Below are 17,748 nucleotides of genomic sequence, written 5' to 3'. Positions count from 1 at the left end.
GGAAAATTTTCATCTCCCGCCAAGCAGCAGGTAGTCCGCGTCCTTTGAGGAAACCGAGCCCGGGTCAACGCGACCCGGTTGCTGGGGCATGATGACGGCCTGACGCAACTTGGAATCAATGTCCGCGACCTGGGTGGGCATGGCCGGTTTCCAGGCGTGGATTTGCCCGCAGAGCACAACCATGGTGGCGCCCGGGTTGGCGCGCAGGTAATCCACCGCATGCACGGCCATGGCCGTGTCCCAGACCAATTGCGCCTGGCAGAAATGCTGGAAGTTCAGGCCGTGCGACCCGTGTCCGGCCACACGGCGCATGTACTCCTCGTAAGCCGGGGCCACCTCGCAGACGATGGGCGGGAGTTCGCCCCGCTGCGCGGGCGTGAGGGAATCGAATCCCTCCCGGGCGACCTGCCGGGTGATCTCGCGGGGCATGTTCAGCCCCACCATGGGCACGCCGTTGTCCCGGCAGAACAGGAATATGTCGCGGTAAAGCCGCCACGAGTCATCCCAGTTCTCGTTGAACGCCCGGCGCATTTCTTCTTCACCCACATTCCCCGCCACCCAGGCGTCAAGCCGTTTCTGGTCGCGGCTGCGCCACATTTCCAAACCCACGGCCAGGCGCGGTGTCTCCTTTAACAGGGCCCGGATGACGGCCACCTGCCCCCTGTGGTGCAACGGCTCGTCATGCCGCTCGCCCACATAGACGATGTCGTTGCTGGCCAGTTCAGAGGCGACTTCCGCCAGCGACGCTTCGCCGCCTCGGGCCACCTCCCACACGCGGAAACCACCTTGTTCCCCGCCGCAGGAAAACGACAACGCCAGCACCGCGAGAACCGCCGCAACATATTTCATGATTCCTCACCGAAACGGACCAGCATGGGCGAAACCTCGGGCTCGGGCACCCGCTTGAGCAGATTTTGCCCGGCCTTGAACGCCAACCGGCCGTACTTGCCGTAATGGGTGATCTTGCGGGTGGCCTCCTCCACGGATTCCGCCGAAACGCCGGGCTTCGCCGCCAGCCAGCCGGTCAACCGCCCGTCCCCGGTTTCGCCGACCAGGAAGATCGTGTCCGCCCCGCCCGGAACATCCGCCCCCGCGAGCGTATCCGGGTCCACATCCGGAAATGCCTCACGCAGCCGTTCGGTCCAGGCAGCGCCAGACGGCCGGCCGATAAAAAGAAGCGGTTCCGCGATTTTGTCCGGCAATGCCTCGTCCGTTTGAGCCACCCGCGTGCCGCGCTTTCCAAGCCCGGCCAGCAGAATGGCCGCCAGACGCCCCCCATTGCCTGAAATCTCCCCCAGCACGGGTCGCACTTCGTCGGCCCCCTTGAGGCTGTTCACAGTGGATGGGATCTCGGAAGGAGCGAGTAGCCGGAAGACATGGGCCTCCGGGTCGGCCGCGGCCAATTCAGGCCTGTCCCTGGTTCGCAGGCGTACCGGCGCGGAGGCGTTGTCCAGCGAGACCACGGTGGAGGCCTTGCCGCCCTCCCCCGTGGCGGCCACAGGGATGCGCAGGCTGTAGGGACGTCCTTCCTGGCGAAGCTCACCGCTCACAAGCCACCCTCCGTGGTCCCGGCCTCGCGTGGCCCGCAGTGACAACTTCGGGGCCCCCGCGCGCTCGACCCACTGGCGCAGAAACGCCCCGCTCTCCCGCGCGGGCCAGTCAGAGGCCGCCACAAAGGCGGCGCGTAAGTCGTCCCAGGAAGTCTCCTTGAACATCCGTTCACTCGCCACATTTCGCAAAGCGCGCCAAAAGGCCTCGTCGCCCACGCGGCGGCGAATCATGTGAAAGACGAACATGGCCTTGCCGTAGCCCACGGCCCGCGTGGCCGGGGAGAACCGCGCACCGAACCGCGAGAGGGGAAAGTCCCGCCCCCCGGTGGCGAGCTGGGCGTAGTCGCGCAGGGTGGTCAGACGGTATTCCCTGGCCGCCTCCTCGGACTCCAGTTCCCTGCGCAGGTAGTCCGCCAAATACGTCGCCAGCCCCTCGCTCCAGTTGCCGGACTCGTAGTCCACCAGCACGCCGTTGCCCCACCAGCAATGGGCGATCTCGTGCTTGAGGGAGGTTTCCGGAATGAACGGCAGGGCCAACACCCTCCCGCCCAGGAGGGTGAACGAAGGGAACCCGTAGCCGGTGGGAAAGAAATTCTCCACCACCGCGAACTTGGGGAAGGGGTAGGGGCCAAGCCGCTTCTGGTAGAAGCGGATGTGCCGCTGGGACGCCTCCAGGTAGCGTTCCGCCAGGTGGGCGTTTTGGGTGGTGAGATACGTGGACACCACGGTATCGCCAACCTTCGTCTCCCGGCGCTCGTAGCGCCCGGCGGCCAGGGCCAGCCCGCGCACCGGGCGTTTCACCTCCCAGCGGCTGACGGTGCGCCCATCCTCGGCGCGGATGGAGCGCATGGCTCCGGCTGTAACGGCCACGACGCCCTCCGGGGCTGTCACCGCCACATCGTAGGAGGCGCTCGCCGCCTCCAGGCGGGGATACCAGCCGCTGCCCGCCAGGAGAAAGGAGCCTTCCGGCCCGATGGTTCCGGCGACGCCGAAACCCGGGTTGTCCATGGACAGGGGCCGCGTTTCGACTTCCTGGTCGAAACGCGCCCGGTAGGCCACCTCAAGCCGCACAACGCCTCGCCGCAGATGCCCTGGAAGCGTAACCCGCAAATCCCCTTTGCGGAATGACCATTCCGCCGCCCGGCCGTCCAGCAGTACTTCCTCCACTTTGGCGTTGTCCGCCAGGTGAAGGGACAGAAAGGAAAGGCCGCCGGGCTCGACACGCAGAACGTCCCGCCCGGTGAGCTGGGAACGACGCGGGTGTAGCTCCACAGCGAGGTCATGAACGACTGAAAGCGCCTCGGCCCGAGCCGGGGCGGAGACAAACAATGGAAGCAATACGAGGAGCAGAAGGAGGAGGATAATCCGCATTGTATGACTCTAGATGGGGAATGGACTCCTGTCCATCCGCCTCGCTTTGGAAAAAAGTGTCGGCCGCAGGGTTGACAAAGCTGGCCCGGCTCCCTAGAAAGCTCTCTCCGCACGGCGGGGCTACTAGCTCAATTGGCAGAGCAGTTGACTCTTAATCAATTGGTTCGGGGTTCGAGTCCCTGGTAGCCCACCAGACATTTCAAGGGGTTAGGCCATATTGGCCTGGCCCCTTTTTCTTTTAGGTCCTTCCGGGATTTCAGTGGGTGGCTCCGGTTTTGCAGGCCGGATAGAGGTCCAATCCACCACAGAAGAAGTAGATCGCCGTCTTGAAGTGCTCTTTGTTCCTGTAGCCGCAAGCTCGGCGTTTGATTGCCATGATCTTGCTGTTCAGTCCCTCGGCCACGGCGTTGGTAATCCGATGCCGGCAAAAGGTTACCACGTTGTCCATGTGAGCTCTCAAGGTCTGGGCCACCTTCTTCATCGGCGTGATCCGGGATCGCGTGGCCCAACCGCACCACCTCTCCAGGAACCTCTTTGCCCAACCAGGGCTCATGTAGCCCCATAGATCCTGCAGGCTTTCCTTCATGGCCCAGGCTTTGGCCGTCTTCAGGTTGGCCTGCTTGAGGTCATCGAACCGAGGTTTGTGCTTATCCGGAAGCCGGCTTTCGCCGTAAAGCCACAAGTATCTGGTGCCCTTGAGGGTTGACTCCCCTTCGGCCATCAGGGCCTTGTGTTCCTGACGCCGGACAGTGTCCACCGCTTTCCCCACGTGCTGCATGACGTGGAAACGGTCAAAGACGATTTTCCGGCTTGCCTCAGGGATCCACTTCATAGTGGCCGAAAAATACGGCTGCCACATGTCCATGCTCACGGCCCGCACTGCTTCCAGCTGCTCGCTACTCAGGCTTTGATAATACGCCTCGAGGCTCGCCGTTCGGCGATCTTCAGCAACATGCTCAACTGTGCCCCTCATCAGATCGCAGACGACGGTCATGTACTTGTGTCCCTTGCGGAAAGCCTTCTCGTCCACCCCGAGGTAGTGGATCTTGCGCTGTTCCTTGCGGCTCAAGCCTCTTTTGACGGCTCGTTCCATGATCCCCCAGGTCTCATCCCAGGAAATACGCAACAGCTTGCGAGCGCCTTCGATGGTCGAGCAGGCCGAAATTACGTCAATGGCCATGCGCTCCATGAGCAGGGTGAATCGAGAATGGGGAGCCGCCCAGGGAACTTGCGCTTGGCGTACGCCATGATCAGGACAGTTAACCCGTGGAATACGTGCATGGAGAAATGTCTTGAACTGGCAGGTATCAAGATGTCTCCATGTCCGTTCTTCGGCATGATCCCGGCAAGCCAACTCTCGCCCGCACTCTGGGCAAGCCCAAAGAGCGCCAGGCTCATGATCGATCCATACATCCACACGCCCAGCCTCAGTCTGGAGCTTCACGTCATCCACATGCCAGGGGTGGTCAATGCCAAGAATCTGAGCATAGAAATCGATGTCCCTCATGAGCAATGTCTCCTCTGGAACAGAGGACTACCTCAGGCTGCTACCCACGACAATTCCGGAAGGACCTTCTTTTATTCCTGTCCCGCATCCCTCCCTCTCTTCTCCCCGCATACCCGGCAGCAGTCCGCCCGAAGAAGCAAAACCTGCTTACCACCGTCCCGAGGAAAACAGCTTTCTCATTTTGTCAATTTTTCACCCATTGCACCAGCAAACCACTGTTTTATATAAATATTTTTTGAAAAAATGCTATGCAATGTTTAGTTGCAACCTCATTCTTGTATAAATAACCTGTTGCAATTCCCCTCCTCACGACGTATGAAACCTGCTCGCCATCACTCAGACACAAACAAGTGTTTCATTTTTGTCCTATCAGCCACCAGCAACGCCAACATTTCCCGGAGGGGGGTACAATGGGAAACAGTTTGAAATTCAAGATGATCTCCTATTGCCTTGCTGTCGGCATCCTGCCGCTGGCCCTTTTCGGCGCGTACAGCATACTCAAGAACACCGCGACGACCGAGGAAATGGCCTTCGAGCAGTTGCGCTCCATCCGGGACGTGAAACAACACGCCCTGGAGGAGATAATCGAGATGTGGGAGAAGGAAATCTCGGTTCTCCGCAGCGACCAATCCGCCGCGGAGGCCATGCGGGCCTTCTCCAGGTACGCCGGAGAGGCCGGAGCCGAGTCGGGCCGCCGGATGGACGTGCGAAGTGCCGAATACCGGCAGCTGCAGCGGGAATACAACCAGGACCTGCGGAAATACGTCGACGTGCTCGGCTACTACGACATCTTCCTCATCAACGAGAAGGGGCGGGTGCTCTTCACCTCGGTTCTGGAGTCAGACGTGGGAGCGGATCTGGCCAATGGTCCGCTGTCCGGCAGCGGCCTGGCAACGGCATGGCGGGAGGCCACACGCAAGGACATGGCCTTTGTTGATTTTTCCCCGTACGCGCCGTCCAACGGCGAGCCCGCCGCCTTCATCGCGGCTCCCCTGCGCGGCGGCGACGGGGTTGTGGCCCTGCAGGCCTCCCTGGGCCGCATAAACGAACTGATGCGGCTGCGCGAGGGCATGGGCGAAACCGGCGAGACGTATCTCGTGGGGCCGGACAAACTCATGCGCTCCAACTCCTACCTCGACCCGGAGAAGCACTCCGTGCGCGCCTCCTTCGCCAATCCCCGCACGGGCAAAGTGGACACCGTGGCCTCGCGCAAGGCCCTGAATGGAGAGACCGGAAGCGAGATCATCACGGACTACAACGGCAATCTCGTGCTCTCCGCCTACGAGCCGGTGGACGTGTACGGCACGCAATGGGCTCTGCTGGCTGAAATCGACAAGGCCGAGGCCTTCGCGCCGGTGCGGAGCATGATCTGGACCGGGGTCGGAACCGCCGCCGTCCTCATCGCGGCCGTGGTCGTGGTTACTCTGCTCTTCCTGCGCCGCCAACTTCTGCGGCCTTTCGACCGGTTGCGCGCATACGCCGAGAGGGTGGCGGGCGGCGATCTGGACGCTGCCTGCGAGGGTCGCTTCAGTCGGGAGATCACCCAGGTGCGCGCTTCCATCGAACGGATGGTGGAGAACCTCAAGGAAAAGATGGTCTTTGCCGAGGAGAAATCCCTGGATGCCGAGCAACAGGCGACCCAGGCGGAGCAGTCCAAGCGCGACGCCGAAAAACAGGCCGAGAAGGCGGAAAACCTGCTGACCCGCATGCAGCGAATCGCCGACGACGCCGATGCCATCGCCCAACGGGTTTCCTCCTCCGCCGAAGAGCTCTCCGCCCAGTCCGAACAGGTCAAGAGCGGCGCCGAGTTGCAGCATGAGCGCATCGGCGAGACGGCCACGGCCATGGAGCAGATGAACGCCACGGTGCTGGAGGTGGCCCAGAACGCGGGCAACGCCTCCACCAACGCCGGCAAGGCCAGCGCCAAGGCCAACGAGGGGCGGGAAGTCGTCCAGCAATCCGTGGAGGCCATCGGGCACGTTCGCGAACTGGCCCGCTCCCTCAATGAAAACACCCAGACGCTCGGCCAGCGGGCCAACTCCATCGGACAGGTCATGGGCGTGATCAACGACATCGCCGACCAGACCAACCTCCTGGCTCTGAACGCGGCCATCGAGGCGGCCAGGGCCGGAGAAGCCGGGCGCGGCTTCGCAGTGGTGGCCGACGAGGTCCGCAAATTGGCGGAAAAGACCATGGAGGCCACCAAGGAAGTCGGAGAGAGCATCGCCGCCATTCAAGAGGCCGCCGAGAACAACATGAAGGGCGTGAGCCAAGCCGCGGAATCCGTGGAGCGGGCCACTGAGTTGGCCGGGCAGTCCGGCGAAGCCCTGCGGGAAATCGTGGCCATGGTTAATGAGAACAACAGCCAGGTGGCCAGCATCGCCACTGCGGCCGAGGAGCAGTCCTCGGCCTCCGAGCAGATCAACAAGGCCATTGAGGAAGTCAGCCGCGTGGTTGAGCAGACCACCGCCGGCGTCGTCCAGTCCACCCAGGCGGTGCAGGAACTGGCCGCCATGTCCGACGAACTGCGCGGCCTAATCCAGCAACTTCGCGAAACCTAGGCCGCGACCCCGGGCCAGGGCATTCACGGGGCGGGCCTTCGGGTCCGCCCCTTTTCCATTCGCGATGACGCAGCCCGCTTCAGCCTGCTCTTTACTCCTTCCGCCCCCGAGCGTACTCACATGGTATCCTCCCCTTTTCAAAGGAGCGCGCCATGCCCGGCTCAACCATGCCACCCGGCTTTCAGGACCTGCTTGAATTCCCTCTTCTGGACGCCCTGCTGGGCCGGCGCTCCCGCCGCTTTTTCCTGGGGGCGGAAATTACCGACGGCGTTATGGCCCACCGTTCGCGCCACCAGCCCCTGCCGCTGACCGAACTGGAAACCATGCTCGTGCTCCTGTCCATGAGCGGCACAAGCGGTTGGCACAACCTCATTTTCCGCCACCCAGCCTACGCGCCCCACCTTTCCAACTACGCCGGAGCCGCAGGTGGACGGACCTTCCCCTCCGCCGCCGGATTCCATACCTCCCAGATCTTTTACACCGATGACTCCGGGGTCTACATGGTTGATTCACGCGACGCCCCGCCCCTGGCCGAACGGGACGCGGACGGGCGGACCGACCCCGAAGCCGCGCTGGAGGCCTTTGGCGGACGAGTCATCCGGCTTCAGGAGGGACGGCTGGACCTGCCGCCGGAGGTGCCTCACGTGGAGGGGCACAACACCTGGGTTGCCAACGCGCCCGGCAGCCTGCTGGCCATTCCCGTGGGCGACTTGGCCCAGCATGTGCTGCTGAACATCATGTACATGCTTCAGAACGACACGGTGCTGTTCGACGACATTAACGGCCGCTCCGTGCCCGGCATCGAGGGCTACGCCGACCTGGTGGACGTGAACAACGTGTGGCCGCTCAGCTTCATGGAGTCCCTCAGCCTGGCAGAAGTGACCGCCGAGCTGTCCACAGCCTGCTTCGCGGGATCGCTCATGCTGCAGGCCATGGGGCTCGGTGGATGGCTGTTCAACGGACTGAACCCCTTCTCGGTGCTCGGTGCGGAAGCGCCCCAAGTGCGCGGGCTGGGGTTCGACTTCCAAACCGACGAACGCTGGCCCACGCCCAACGTCACCGGCCTGCCCGGGGTGATGGAGGCCTTCTGCCCGCCCAACCACCCGGACATGCGCACGGCTACGGATGCGCTGTGCGAGCGCAAATTCGGCCAGTGCGGCCCCTACCATCCGGAAACGCCGGGCCCCTTCCAAGACACCGCCAAAGTGCGCGGAGCGGCCGCGCCCCACAATGAGCGTTTCCGGGAGTGCGTGGCCCTGCAAGCGCAGTACGTGCTGGACACCTTCGGCAAATTCCCCGGCACCGTCCCCTCGGTGTACGTCCTTACCTACTTGCAGGCCCACCATCTGGACCTGGAGTTCTACGACGAGAAGTTCAAGCCTGGAGCGTACCTGCGGACGCACAAGAACCACATGGAGCGATGGCACGGCGAATAGCTCGGACGGAGAAAGGAGGCCCGAGCACCTGCACCGCGTTGTCTCGTCCGAGCCTCTCTGCTATTCCCTCAAGGATGGCTGACCACTCCCCCCGGGCGGATCGAAGGCCGCTTCGCATCCTTCCCGCACTCGCCCTGCTGCTGTGCCTTCTTCCTCTTTCCACGGGACAAGCCTCCGCCCAGGATGGCCCTCCGCTGGATATGGAGATATCCTTCACCGCTCTGGACGAGAAACTGGCGGAACGCCTGGACGCGCCCGCGGCCATGGTCGTCCTGCTTACCCCGGACCAGGGATGGTACATCTACGCCAACGACCCCGGCGAGATGGGCCAGCCCACCGTGCTCTCCCTCTCCGGCCCGGATGGCCAATCGCCCGCGCTCTATCCCCCGGGAGAGGCCAAGGACGACCCCCTCCTGCCGGGCACCATTTCGAACATCTTCGACAAGCCCACCCCGCTTTTCGTCCCTCTGCCCAGCGCCCTGGGACCGGATCTGGAAATGGACCTGCGGCTGTCCGCCCTGCTCTGCTCGGACACCTCCTGCCGCCCGGTGGAGCTGACCAGACAGGTGCGGGAAGCGTATCCCAAGGCCGCCGGGCTCACCCCCATCCGGGAGACGCCCTACGCCGGGTTTCTCGAGCAAGCCGAAGTGGGAACGGCGGCCAGCCCGGAAACCTCGCCTCCGGCCGAAGAAGCCGTAGCATCGGGCGAGCTGCCGGAACTGACCCCGCGCTACCTCCGCCCCGGTCTTCAGGTGGGCGGGCTGCTCAAGGCGGTGGGCCTGGCCCTGGTGGCCGGATTCATCCTCAACCTCATGCCCTGCGTGCTGCCGGTGGTGGGGCTCAAGCTCAAGGGGTTGCTCTCCGGCTGTCACGAGCAGGAAAACGAAGAACCCAAGAGTTGCTTCCGCCGTTACAACCTTTTCTTCGCCCTGGGCATCCTGAGCTATTTCCTGCTGCTCAGCGTCATCCTGGCCTCGCTGGACCTGGCCTGGGGGCAGATATTCCAGGAACCCCGCACCGTGCTGGCCCTGACCGTGCTTGTATTCGCCCTGGGCCTCTCCCTGTTCGACGTCTTCCACCTGCCGGTCATCGACCTCAAAACGCCGGGCGGCAAGCCGTCCTCCCCCATGCAGGCCTTTTTCACAGGCGCCCTGGCCACACTGCTGGCCACGCCGTGCAGCGGCCCCTTCCTGGGCGGCGTGCTGGCCTGGGCCCTGCTCCAACCCGCCATGGTGGTGGCGGCCGTGTTCGCCGCCCTGGGCTTCGGCATGGCCTCGCCCTATCTTTTCATGGCGGCCAAGCCCGGACTGTTGGGCATTTTCAACATTTCCGGCACCTGGACCATGTGGGTGGAGCGGTTGGCGGGCTTCTTCCTGCTGGCCACCTGCCTCTATCTGCTGTCCATCCTGCCACAAACGCTCCTGCTTCCCGCCTTGGTCGCCCTGCTGGTCACGGCCTTCGCGGCCTGGATGTGGGGAAGCTGGGCAGGCCCGCAGAGCGGGCGGAAAAAACGGCTGGCCGTGCGCGGTGCCGCCTTGGCCCTGGTGCTTGGAGCCTTTTTCTGGGCCGTCCAGCCCCAGGCGAAAATCACTGGATGGGAGGAGTTCGACAAGGAGGAGCTGGCCGCCGAAATGGGCTCGACTCCCTTGCTGGTGGAATTCACCGCGGACTGGTGCCCAACCTGCAAGTTCATCGAACTGACGGTGCTGACCCCGGACAACCTTGCCGAATGGCGCGAGGAGTTCGGCCTGCGCACCATCAAGGTGGACCTCACGCGCGACAACGCCCCGGGCTGGGACCTGCTGGACAGGCTGGGCGCCAAGTCCATTCCGGTCACGGCCGTCTTTCCGGTCGGAGAGGGTGCGGACTCGCCGCTGGTGCTGCGCGACCTGTTCACCGCGGGCGACCTGGAGGCCGCCCTGCGGCGCGAGTTGGGGAATTAGTCCAGGTAGACCGGCCCGTACTCGTCTCCGGTCAGGCACTCGCCGCCGGACGGGGTGACTACGAAGGTGTTCTCAACCCCGACCATGCCGAGCCCTTCCACGCCGTACTTCGGCTCCAGGGCCACGGTCTGGTTCGCGACCAGCGGCTCGTCGAACCCCTTGGCGATGACCGGAAAGCCGTCGATGGTCAGGCCGATGCCGTGGCCCAGGAAGGAGACCGAATTGGGCGGCAGGGCCATGAAGCCGTTTGACAGCCCCTCCTTTTCCGCCCACTCCACGCAATGCGCGTACAGTTCGCTGGGCACCGCGCCCGGTTTCAGCCGCTCGGCAAGCCAGGCCTGCACGTCCTCGCAGAACCGCTGCCCCCGGGCAGCCTCGTCCGGCATGGAGCTTTCCGGCCCGGCCCAGACCACCTGGGTCTTGTCCGTGGCGTAGCCCTCAAGGGTGAAACCCACGTCCAGAGCCAGCGGCTCCCCCGGGTTCCATACCTTTCTGGCGTAGCCCATGAAGGGCAGGGCCGGATGCTCGCCCCGCAGCCCCAAGGGACCGTCGAAACTGCTGGGGTAGTTGCCCGAGTCCCCGGCCGAGACGTGGCCCAGGAAAATCTCCTCCCCGAAGGCGGACATGCGCATCTGCCCCATGTGCCCCTGCTCGAAGAACACCTCCCAGCAGGCGTGGCTTATTTCCCGCTCGCTCATGCCGGGATGTATGCGGGCGGGCACCAGTTCGCGCAGGCAGCGGTGGTGGCGCTGGCCGCAGAGGCGCATCTTGCCAAGTTCCCACTCGCTCTTTACGGACTGCGCCTTGGCCAGCACCAGATCGCCGGGAAGGAACTCCACCCCGGCCAGGTGTTTGCGCAGCGAGTCGGCCAGCGCCCAGGGAAGCCCGTTGCGCTCCGCGGCAATGGCTTCGGGCAGGGGAGAGCCCGCGTCGGCGGCCAGCCCGGGCAGGTCGCGGTAGGAACGGAATTCGACGACACCGGCCATGGGGGACTCAAGCCGGGCCCGCTCCGCGCCGCGGCGCAGGAACAGCACCGGCTCGCCTTCCATGGGCAGCCAGAAAACGCCCTGGTTGCAGGTACCCGCCAGGTAGTAGACGGCCACCTTGGAAAAAGCCATGAGCCCCCCCGCCCGAGGGGAGGATTCGGCCAGCAGGTCGCGGCAGCTTTGCCATCTGGCCCGCAATTCGCTAAGAGGTAAGGTTTCAAGCGCAGAAAACATGAGGCGATCCCGTTGATGTTGCAACCAAACGATACCGAGCTAGCCGCCCTGCTCCAGAGCGTCAAGACAATCGCCGTGGTCGGGGCCAAGGACAGGCAGGGCCAGCCAGTGGACAGGGTGGGCCGATACCTGATCGAACAGGGCTTCGACGTGCTCCCCGTGCACCCCAAACGACGCGACGTGTGGGGGCTTCCCACCTTTGCCAGCCTGGCGGAACTCCCCCGCCCCGTGGACATGGTGAATCTTTTCAGAGCCTCGAAATTTTGCGCGGACCATGCCCGGGAGGTGCTGGAACTGGAATGGCTGCCTTCCTGCTTCTGGATGCAGCAGGGCATCGCCAGCCCCGAGGCACGCAAGCTGCTGGAACCCGTCGGAATCACCGTGATCGAGGACCGCTGCCTGATGGTGGAACACAGCCGCCTCATGGGGAAGTCCTGATGCCCGCCTTCGTCTGCCAACGGTGCGGCCACTGCTGCTTCGGCCGGGGCGGCATCGTGCTCACCGCGCGTGATGTTGAACGACTGGCCGACCACCTCGGCCTGTCCGAACGGGAGCTCCTCGACCTCCACACCGAAGAAGTGGGCGGCCGCGTCCGCCTGCGGGTGGACAAGGACTTGGCCTGCGTTTTCTACAACCCGGACATCTCCGGCTGCGGCGTGCACCCCGCGCGCCCGGACGTATGCCGCGCCTGGCCCTTTTTCCACGGCAACCTCATCGACGAGGACAGCTGGCGCATGACCCAGGAATACTGCCCGGGCGTCCGGCCCGAAGCCGGTTTCGAGGCCTTCGCCCGGGAGGGACGGGAGCACCTGCGCCGTGAAGGCGTGCAGCAGGAGACGGACGCCTCAGCCCCCTCCGCCCTGCGTCCCGCACCTGACCCCGTCGGGAATCCCTCCGAGGAAAGCTGATGGCCTCCCCGACCCTGGACGAAAGCTACCGGCTGCTCCAGGTTTCGCCGGACACCAGCCTGGATCAGGTCAAGACCCAATACCGCAGGCTGGCATTCAAGCTGCACCCGGACCTCAACCCGGACGATCCCCAGGCCGGTCCCAAATTCCAGCGTCTCAACGAGGCCTACGTCCTGCTGACCAAGCATCTGGAACAGGGCGGCGGCCAGGGGCCCCGCCCCGGTGAGGACGACGCGCGCCGCCGGGCTGAACGGGCAAAGGCCAAGGCCGGGCGCTGGGCCCGGTCGGAAAAGCGGACCGGGCCCAAGCCGCCTCCAGGCGCGGAAAAGCGGCGGGAATCAACCAACGCCAGGACCGAACGCGGCACGGCCGGGTTCGAGTTCAAACGGGAAGAGGTACTCAAGGACATCCTCAAGGACCCCTTCGCCCGCCGGGTCTTCGAGGACATCTACGCCCAGGTGAAGCGCGAGGGGAAAACGCCCACTCCGCCGCGCAAGCTCACCAAGCGCAGCCTGGAGCTGGAATGGGGCAAGCGCACCTTCCGCCTGGACTTGAGCAAAGGCGTCTGGAGCGGTTTCAAGTCCTGGCTGCGGGGCCAGCTGGACGACGACCACCTCGTTTCCCTGCCCGCCGCCTCCATGGTGCCGGGGCGCAAGGTCCGCTTCAAATTGCAGCGCGGCATGTCCAAGCGTGACCAGCAGGTGGAGTTGACCATCCCCCTGGACTACACCCCGGGGCGGCCCATCCGCCTCAAGGGCCTGGGCAGGAAGCTGGGCCCATTTCGCGGCGACCTGTACCTGCGCCTGCGCTCTAAATAGCCCTCCCCCCCTTTTCACACCCCCTTCCTCCGAAAAATCGCGGCGGGCCTTCGCTCCCCGCGTATCGCCCATGTGTGGCCCGCATCCTCCAAGCCAATAGAATCTCCGGGTAAATTGACGGAAAATGGAAAGATGGTGCACATTGCATGTGAAAATTGTCCCATAGCCGTACTCTAAATCCGTTCTCCGCATCTCGGGCTTCTTTTATGAACACAGCTATGACCGAAGAGGAAATAAAAGCTGCGTTCGGCAAGCGGCTTCGGCGGCTTCGTCTTCGGTCCCTTTCCACCCAGGCCGGCCTAGCTGAACAAACCGGCATCTCGGAGGAATATCTCAGCAAAATCGAGCGGGGGCTGGCCTCGCCCTCCTTCGCTGTCATGGGCAAGCTGGCCGAACGGCTCGGGGTCTCCCTGGACGCCCTGTTCCGTTTCTCGCCCGAGGGAACATCGGACGGCGACCTGGACCCTGCATCCCTGCTGGAACTCGCCTTCGACAATTTGTCCCTTGGCCTCTTCCTCAGCAATCCAGACGGCCGCTTCCTTGCGGTGAACACCGCCTTGGCCCGCATGTTCGGATACGAATCCGCGGCTCAGTTCCGCGGCAGCGTCACCGACATCCCGCACGACATCTATCTGGATCCCATGCAGCGCGGCCGCATTCTGGACGAGCTTCCCCGGGACGGGCGCCTGCGCAGCCATATCGTCAGCTTCCGCCGGCTGGACGGCGGCATGATCCGGGCCCGCATGCACATCGGCATGGTCTGCGTGCGGGATACCGGCATCCTCTACGGCGCAGTGGAGCGCCTCAGCGACCAGGACCTGGCCGAACCGCCAGCCGAATACTCCAACCTGGTCAGCAAGCAGTTCCTCAAGGAAACCCACCACCGCATCAAGAACAACCTCAACATGCTCTGCTCCTACCTCAACCTGCGCATGAGCGAGGAAGACTGCGCCCCCTGCCTGCGGGAGGCCATTGTCAGCCTCCGCGCCGCCGCCAGGGTCCACGAGGTGCTCTACACTTCGCAAAGCGTCTCCACCGCCAGGCTGGACAGCTATCTCGATCGGCTCACTGAAGCCCTGCGCGAATCCTCCATCGCCCGGACGGACATTGCCGTCCGCCTGGAATGCCAGTGCGCGGAATTGCCCTGGGAGAGCCTGTCCGTGGTGGGCATGGTGGTCACGGAGCTCTTCGTGAACGCCGCCAAACACGCCTTCCCTGACGACTTCGGCGACGAGCCGGAAGTGGTGATCCGCTGCTTTGAGGGGGAAAACGTGCGGCGGGTCGAGGTTGAGGACAACGGGGTGGGCCTCCCCCACGACATCGACCCCGCCTCAGCCGAAACCATAGGATTCTCGGTGATGCGCGCCATGGCCGAACAAATCGGCGCCGATCTCTGGTTTTTCACATCCACGGGAACCAAGGCCGTTCTCGACTTCTGATTTGCCTCATCCGGGCTGATTCCGTATATCCTGGGAGGATACCCCTCAAACCTGGGAGGAATCATGCCCCGGCCCCAATCCCGTACCTTGGATACCGGCGCGCCCTTTCCGCGCCCCGAGATGCCCACCCTGCAAGGGGATTCATGCGGCCTGCCCGGCGACCTGCTGGGTGGATACGCCGTGGTGCTCATCTACCGTGGTCACTGGTGAATGTTCTGCCGCCGGCAGTTGGCCGGTTTCCAAGAACATCGGCAGGAGTTTGAAAGCCAGGGAATAACCCTGTTGGCCGCTTCGGTGGACACCCGGGAACAGGCCATGGAAATGGCTGAAAAGACCTCGGCCGACTTTGCCATCGGCTACGGGCTGGATTGCCTGGCGGCGGCGGAAGCCCTGGGTTGTTTTTACGACGAGAAAGACAACTATCTCCACGCCGCCGGCTTCGTCCTCGACCCCGAAGGGAAGGTGGCGGTGGCCTGCTACTCCTCCGGCCCCATCGGAAGGATGCAGCCAAAAAACTGCCTGGATCTCATCAGGTACCTGCGAAAGAAATGAATGGGAATGGCGGGTCCGTCGCCTGGGGGCCCGCCGTTCTCTAGAAAATACGGTCCAGGACAAGGTGGGAGAGGTATCCTGTCACGGCCGCCAGATACCAAGCCAGGAAAAGCCGCCAGTCGGCCTCCAGGATGTAGGGGGGCAAAAGCAGAATGGGCAGGGGAACCAGAGGGGCCGCCAGCCAGGAATGGGTCCAGCCCCGATGCGGCCCGATGGCGGGCAGCATGGCAAACAGCCCCAGAACCGCCGCCCAGACGTAGCGCCCCACCGCGATGAGGGCCAGGTCGGCCAGGAAGAGGAGCAGGTAATACAGGTGCTGCCCGCGCGAATCTGTGTCCACGTCCGGAAACAGGGCGGCCAAGCCGCCCACGGCCACCAGCCCGGCCATTCTGGCCGGGTCCGGCTGGTAGTGCCCCAGCCAGACAGCCAGCGCCAGCGCCCCCCCAGCGGCCAGGACTCCACCCGCGCCGTGGGTCTTGTAGCCGGGCACTAACTCACCTTGGAGCCGGGGGGCACCTCGCCGGAGGGGCCCAGCAGGTCCAGGCCGCCGTCCGCGCCAACGGTGAGGACCATCCCCTGGGAGAGTTGTCCGCGCAGTTTGCGCGGCTTGAGGTTAGCCACCACCGTCACCGCGCGGCCCACCAGAACATCGGGGGCGAAATGCTCGGCCAGCCCGGCCACCACTTGGCGCGGTCCGTCCTCCTCGCCCAGGTCCACCTGGAGCAACAGCAGCCGGTCCGCCTTGGGGTGGACCTCGGCCGCGCGCACCACGCCCACGCGGAGATCAAGGGCGGCGAAGTCATCGAACTCCACCATGGCGGTTTCGGATTCGGCCGCCGCGGCGTCCTCCTTGGCCTTCCCCTTGCCCTTCTTCTTATCCTTGGGCTTGGCGGGCTTGGCGGAGTCCCCGGGTTCGGCCGCTTCCAACTCCACTCTGGGGAAGAGGTTGGACTTGGCCGCCACTTCGGTGCCCGGCTCCATGCGGCCGAAGGTCTCCATCTCCCGGTCGATGCGCGGGCCCTCGACGGTCTGGCCGAGTTGGGTGAGCATGGCCGCGCCCGCCTCGGGCATGACCGGATGCAGGCAGCAGGCGACCTTGCGCAGGCACTCCAGCACGCCGTAGAGCACGGCGTCCAGTTCCTTGTCGCGGCCTTCCTTGTGCAGCACCCAGGGAGCGGTCTCGTCGATGTGCTTGTTCAGGGAGCGCACCAGTTCCCACAGGGCCTCCAGGGCTTCGGCGAAACGGCAGCGGGAAAAGAGCTCCACGTAATTGCGCACCGCCTCCATGGCCCGCTCGCGCAGGGCTTCGTCCACGGCCGCGCCGGGGACCACGGAACCCCGGTATTTCTTGGTCATGGACAAAACGCGGGAAAAAAGATTGCCCAGGTCGTTGGCCAGGTCCGCGTTACGCCGGGAGACCAGGGCCTCCTCGGAGAAGGAGGCGTCGTTGCCGAAGCGCATTTCGCGCAGCAGGAAAAAGCGGAAGGTGTCCAGTCCGTAGCGGTCCGCCATGTCCAGCGGCCGGACCACGTTGCCCAAAGACTTGGACATCTTGGTTTCCTTGACCAGCCAGTAGCCGTGCACATTGAGGTGCTTGTAGACCGGAAGCCCGGCGGCGCGGAGCATGGTCGGCCAGAACACGGCGTGCGGCTTGAGAATGTCCTTGGCCACCAAGTGCTGGGCCGCGGGCCAGAAGTTTTTGAACCGCTCCCCGTCCGGCCAATCCAGGGCGGAGAGGTAGTTGATGAGGGCGTCGAACCAGACGTAGCAGACGTAGTCCGAATCGAAGGGAAGCTCGATGCCCCAGGAAAGCCGCGACTTGGGACGGGAGATGCACAGGTCGTCCAGGTGGCTGCTGCGCAGCAGGGAGAGCACCTCGCCCCGGTACCGCTCGGGTCTGATGAATTCCGGGTTGGCCTCGATGTGCTCGATGAGCCATTCCCGGTATTTGGACATGCGGAAAAAGTAGTTCTTCTCGGAAATGTACTGCGGCTTGGTCTTGTGGTCCGGGCAGAGCCCGTCCTCCAGATCCTTTTCCGTAAGGAAGCACTCGCAGCCGGTGCAGTAGTGGCCGCCGTATTCACCGTAGTAGATATCCCCGGAGTCGTAGACCTTCTGCAGGATTTCCCTGACCACCCGCACGTGGCGGTCCTCGGTGGTGCGGATGAAATCGTCGTTGGTGATGCCCAGGCCGGGCCACAGGTCGCGGAAGGTGGCGCTGACCTCGTCGGCGTACTGCTGCGGTTCGCGCCCGTTCTTGGCGGCGGCCTCGGCGATCTTGTCCCCGTGTTCGTCCGTGCCGGTCAGGAAGAAGGTCTCCTCCCCCAGGGCGCGATGGAACCTGGCCAGGCAGTCGGCCACGATGGTGGTGTAGGCGTGGCCGAGGTGCGGGTTGGCGTTGACGTAGTAAATGGGGGTGGTGATGTAGAAAGCGCCGCTCACG

General features: G+C 64.2%; 15 protein-coding genes and 1 tRNA gene. 10 read left to right on the top strand and 6 right to left on the bottom strand.

The features are described 5' to 3' along the window. Window positions 1–9: 9 nt before the first annotated feature. A complete protein-coding gene (locus tag N911_RS0115665) occupies window positions 10–849 on the bottom strand; it encodes a ChaN family lipoprotein (protein ID WP_029898799.1) in 840 nt (279 codons plus the stop codon). Beyond that, on the bottom strand, window positions 846–2,822 hold the full coding sequence (locus tag N911_RS0115660) for a M1 family metallopeptidase (RefSeq protein WP_161781645.1): 1,977 nt from the start codon (window positions 2,820–2,822) through the stop codon (window positions 846–848). The genes N911_RS0115665 and N911_RS0115660 overlap by 4 nt, the downstream gene beginning before the upstream one ends. Before the next feature lie 216 nt (window positions 2,823–3,038). Between N911_RS0115660 and N911_RS0115655 the strand changes: the two genes are divergently transcribed. Then, window positions 3,039–3,114 (top strand) — tRNA-Lys (locus tag N911_RS0115655). A gap of 63 nt (window positions 3,115–3,177) precedes the next feature. On the opposite strand, the gene N911_RS0115650 is transcribed toward N911_RS0115655, so the two are convergent. Continuing rightward, on the bottom strand, window positions 3,178–4,428 hold the full coding sequence (locus N911_RS0115650) for an ISL3 family transposase (RefSeq protein ID WP_029895336.1): 1,251 nt from the start codon (window positions 4,426–4,428) through the stop codon (window positions 3,178–3,180). Between the two features lie 410 nt (window positions 4,429–4,838). Between N911_RS0115650 and N911_RS0115645 the strand changes: the two genes are divergently transcribed. The 3 genes from N911_RS0115645 to N911_RS0115635 all read left to right on the top strand — a co-directional run bounded on the left by N911_RS0115645 (window position 4,839) and on the right by N911_RS0115635 (window position 10,368). Continuing rightward, window positions 4,839–6,989, top strand: a complete 2,151-nt coding sequence (locus tag N911_RS0115645) for a methyl-accepting chemotaxis protein (RefSeq protein ID WP_029898796.1) — start codon at window positions 4,839–4,841, stop codon at window positions 6,987–6,989. Between the two features lie 152 nt (window positions 6,990–7,141). Beyond that, window positions 7,142–8,425 carry a hypothetical protein gene (locus N911_RS0115640; RefSeq protein ID WP_029898793.1) on the top strand — a complete coding sequence of 428 codons (1,284 nt, stop codon included), beginning with the start codon at window positions 7,142–7,144 and terminating at the stop codon, window positions 8,423–8,425. Window positions 8,426–8,625: 200 nt separating this feature from the next. Next, complete coding sequence (locus N911_RS0115635; protein WP_237559993.1) at window positions 8,626–10,368, top strand: protein-disulfide reductase DsbD family protein; 1,743 nt, start codon at window positions 8,626–8,628, stop codon at window positions 10,366–10,368. Here N911_RS0115635 and N911_RS0115630 read toward each other — a convergent pair. Beyond that, on the bottom strand, window positions 10,365–11,588 hold the full coding sequence (locus N911_RS0115630; RefSeq protein WP_029898789.1) for a M24 family metallopeptidase: 1,224 nt from the start codon (window positions 11,586–11,588) through the stop codon (window positions 10,365–10,367). The genes N911_RS0115635 and N911_RS0115630 overlap by 4 nt on opposite strands. A 15-nt stretch (window positions 11,589–11,603) precedes the next feature. On the opposite strand from N911_RS0115630, the gene N911_RS0115625 reads away from it, so the two are divergent. The 6 genes from N911_RS0115625 (at window position 11,604) to N911_RS0115600 (ending at window position 15,305) form a co-directional block, all read left to right on the top strand. Further along, complete coding sequence (locus N911_RS0115625; RefSeq protein ID WP_029898787.1) at window positions 11,604–12,026, top strand: CoA-binding protein; 423 nt, start codon at window positions 11,604–11,606, stop codon at window positions 12,024–12,026. Next, complete coding sequence (locus tag N911_RS0115620) at window positions 12,026–12,496, top strand: YkgJ family cysteine cluster protein (protein WP_051694500.1); 471 nt, start codon at window positions 12,026–12,028, stop codon at window positions 12,494–12,496. Before N911_RS0115625 ends, N911_RS0115620 begins: the two co-directional genes overlap by 1 nt. Continuing rightward, on the top strand, window positions 12,496–13,314 hold the full coding sequence (locus N911_RS0115615) for a J domain-containing protein (RefSeq protein ID WP_029898785.1): 819 nt from the start codon (window positions 12,496–12,498) through the stop codon (window positions 13,312–13,314). The genes N911_RS0115620 and N911_RS0115615 overlap by 1 nt, the downstream gene beginning before the upstream one ends. Before the next feature lie 218 nt (window positions 13,315–13,532). Beyond that, a complete protein-coding gene (locus tag N911_RS17795; protein ID WP_051694498.1) occupies window positions 13,533–14,753 on the top strand; it encodes a histidine kinase dimerization/phosphoacceptor domain -containing protein in 1,221 nt (406 codons plus the stop codon). Between the two features lie 63 nt (window positions 14,754–14,816). Next, window positions 14,817–14,963, top strand: coding sequence for a hypothetical protein (locus N911_RS18935; RefSeq protein ID WP_237559992.1), 147 nt, complete (start codon window positions 14,817–14,819; stop codon window positions 14,961–14,963). Beyond that, the gene (locus N911_RS0115600) at window positions 14,964–15,305 is read left to right on the top strand and encodes a redoxin domain-containing protein (protein ID WP_029898783.1); all 342 of its coding nucleotides are present in this window, start codon (window positions 14,964–14,966) and stop codon (window positions 15,303–15,305) included. It abuts the gene before it with no gap. A 40-nt stretch (window positions 15,306–15,345) separates the two neighbouring features. Here the strand turns inward: N911_RS0115600 and N911_RS0115595 are convergent, their stop codons facing one another. Next, the gene (locus N911_RS0115595) at window positions 15,346–15,795 is read right to left on the bottom strand and encodes a metal-dependent hydrolase (RefSeq protein WP_029898781.1); all 450 of its coding nucleotides are present in this window, start codon (window positions 15,793–15,795) and stop codon (window positions 15,346–15,348) included. Next, window positions 15,795–17,747 carry a methionine--tRNA ligase gene (gene metG, locus N911_RS0115590; protein ID WP_029898779.1) on the bottom strand — a complete coding sequence of 651 codons (1,953 nt, stop codon included), beginning with the start codon at window positions 17,745–17,747 and terminating at the stop codon, window positions 15,795–15,797. The genes N911_RS0115595 and metG overlap by 1 nt, the downstream gene beginning before the upstream one ends. Window position 17,748 lies beyond the last annotated feature (1 nt).

The organism is Desulfohalovibrio reitneri (genome assembly GCF_000711295.1).
Taxonomy (GTDB): Bacteria; Desulfobacterota; Desulfovibrionia; order Desulfovibrionales; family Desulfovibrionaceae; genus Desulfohalovibrio; species Desulfohalovibrio reitneri.
This window is presented reverse-complemented; position numbering and strand designations above follow the sequence as displayed.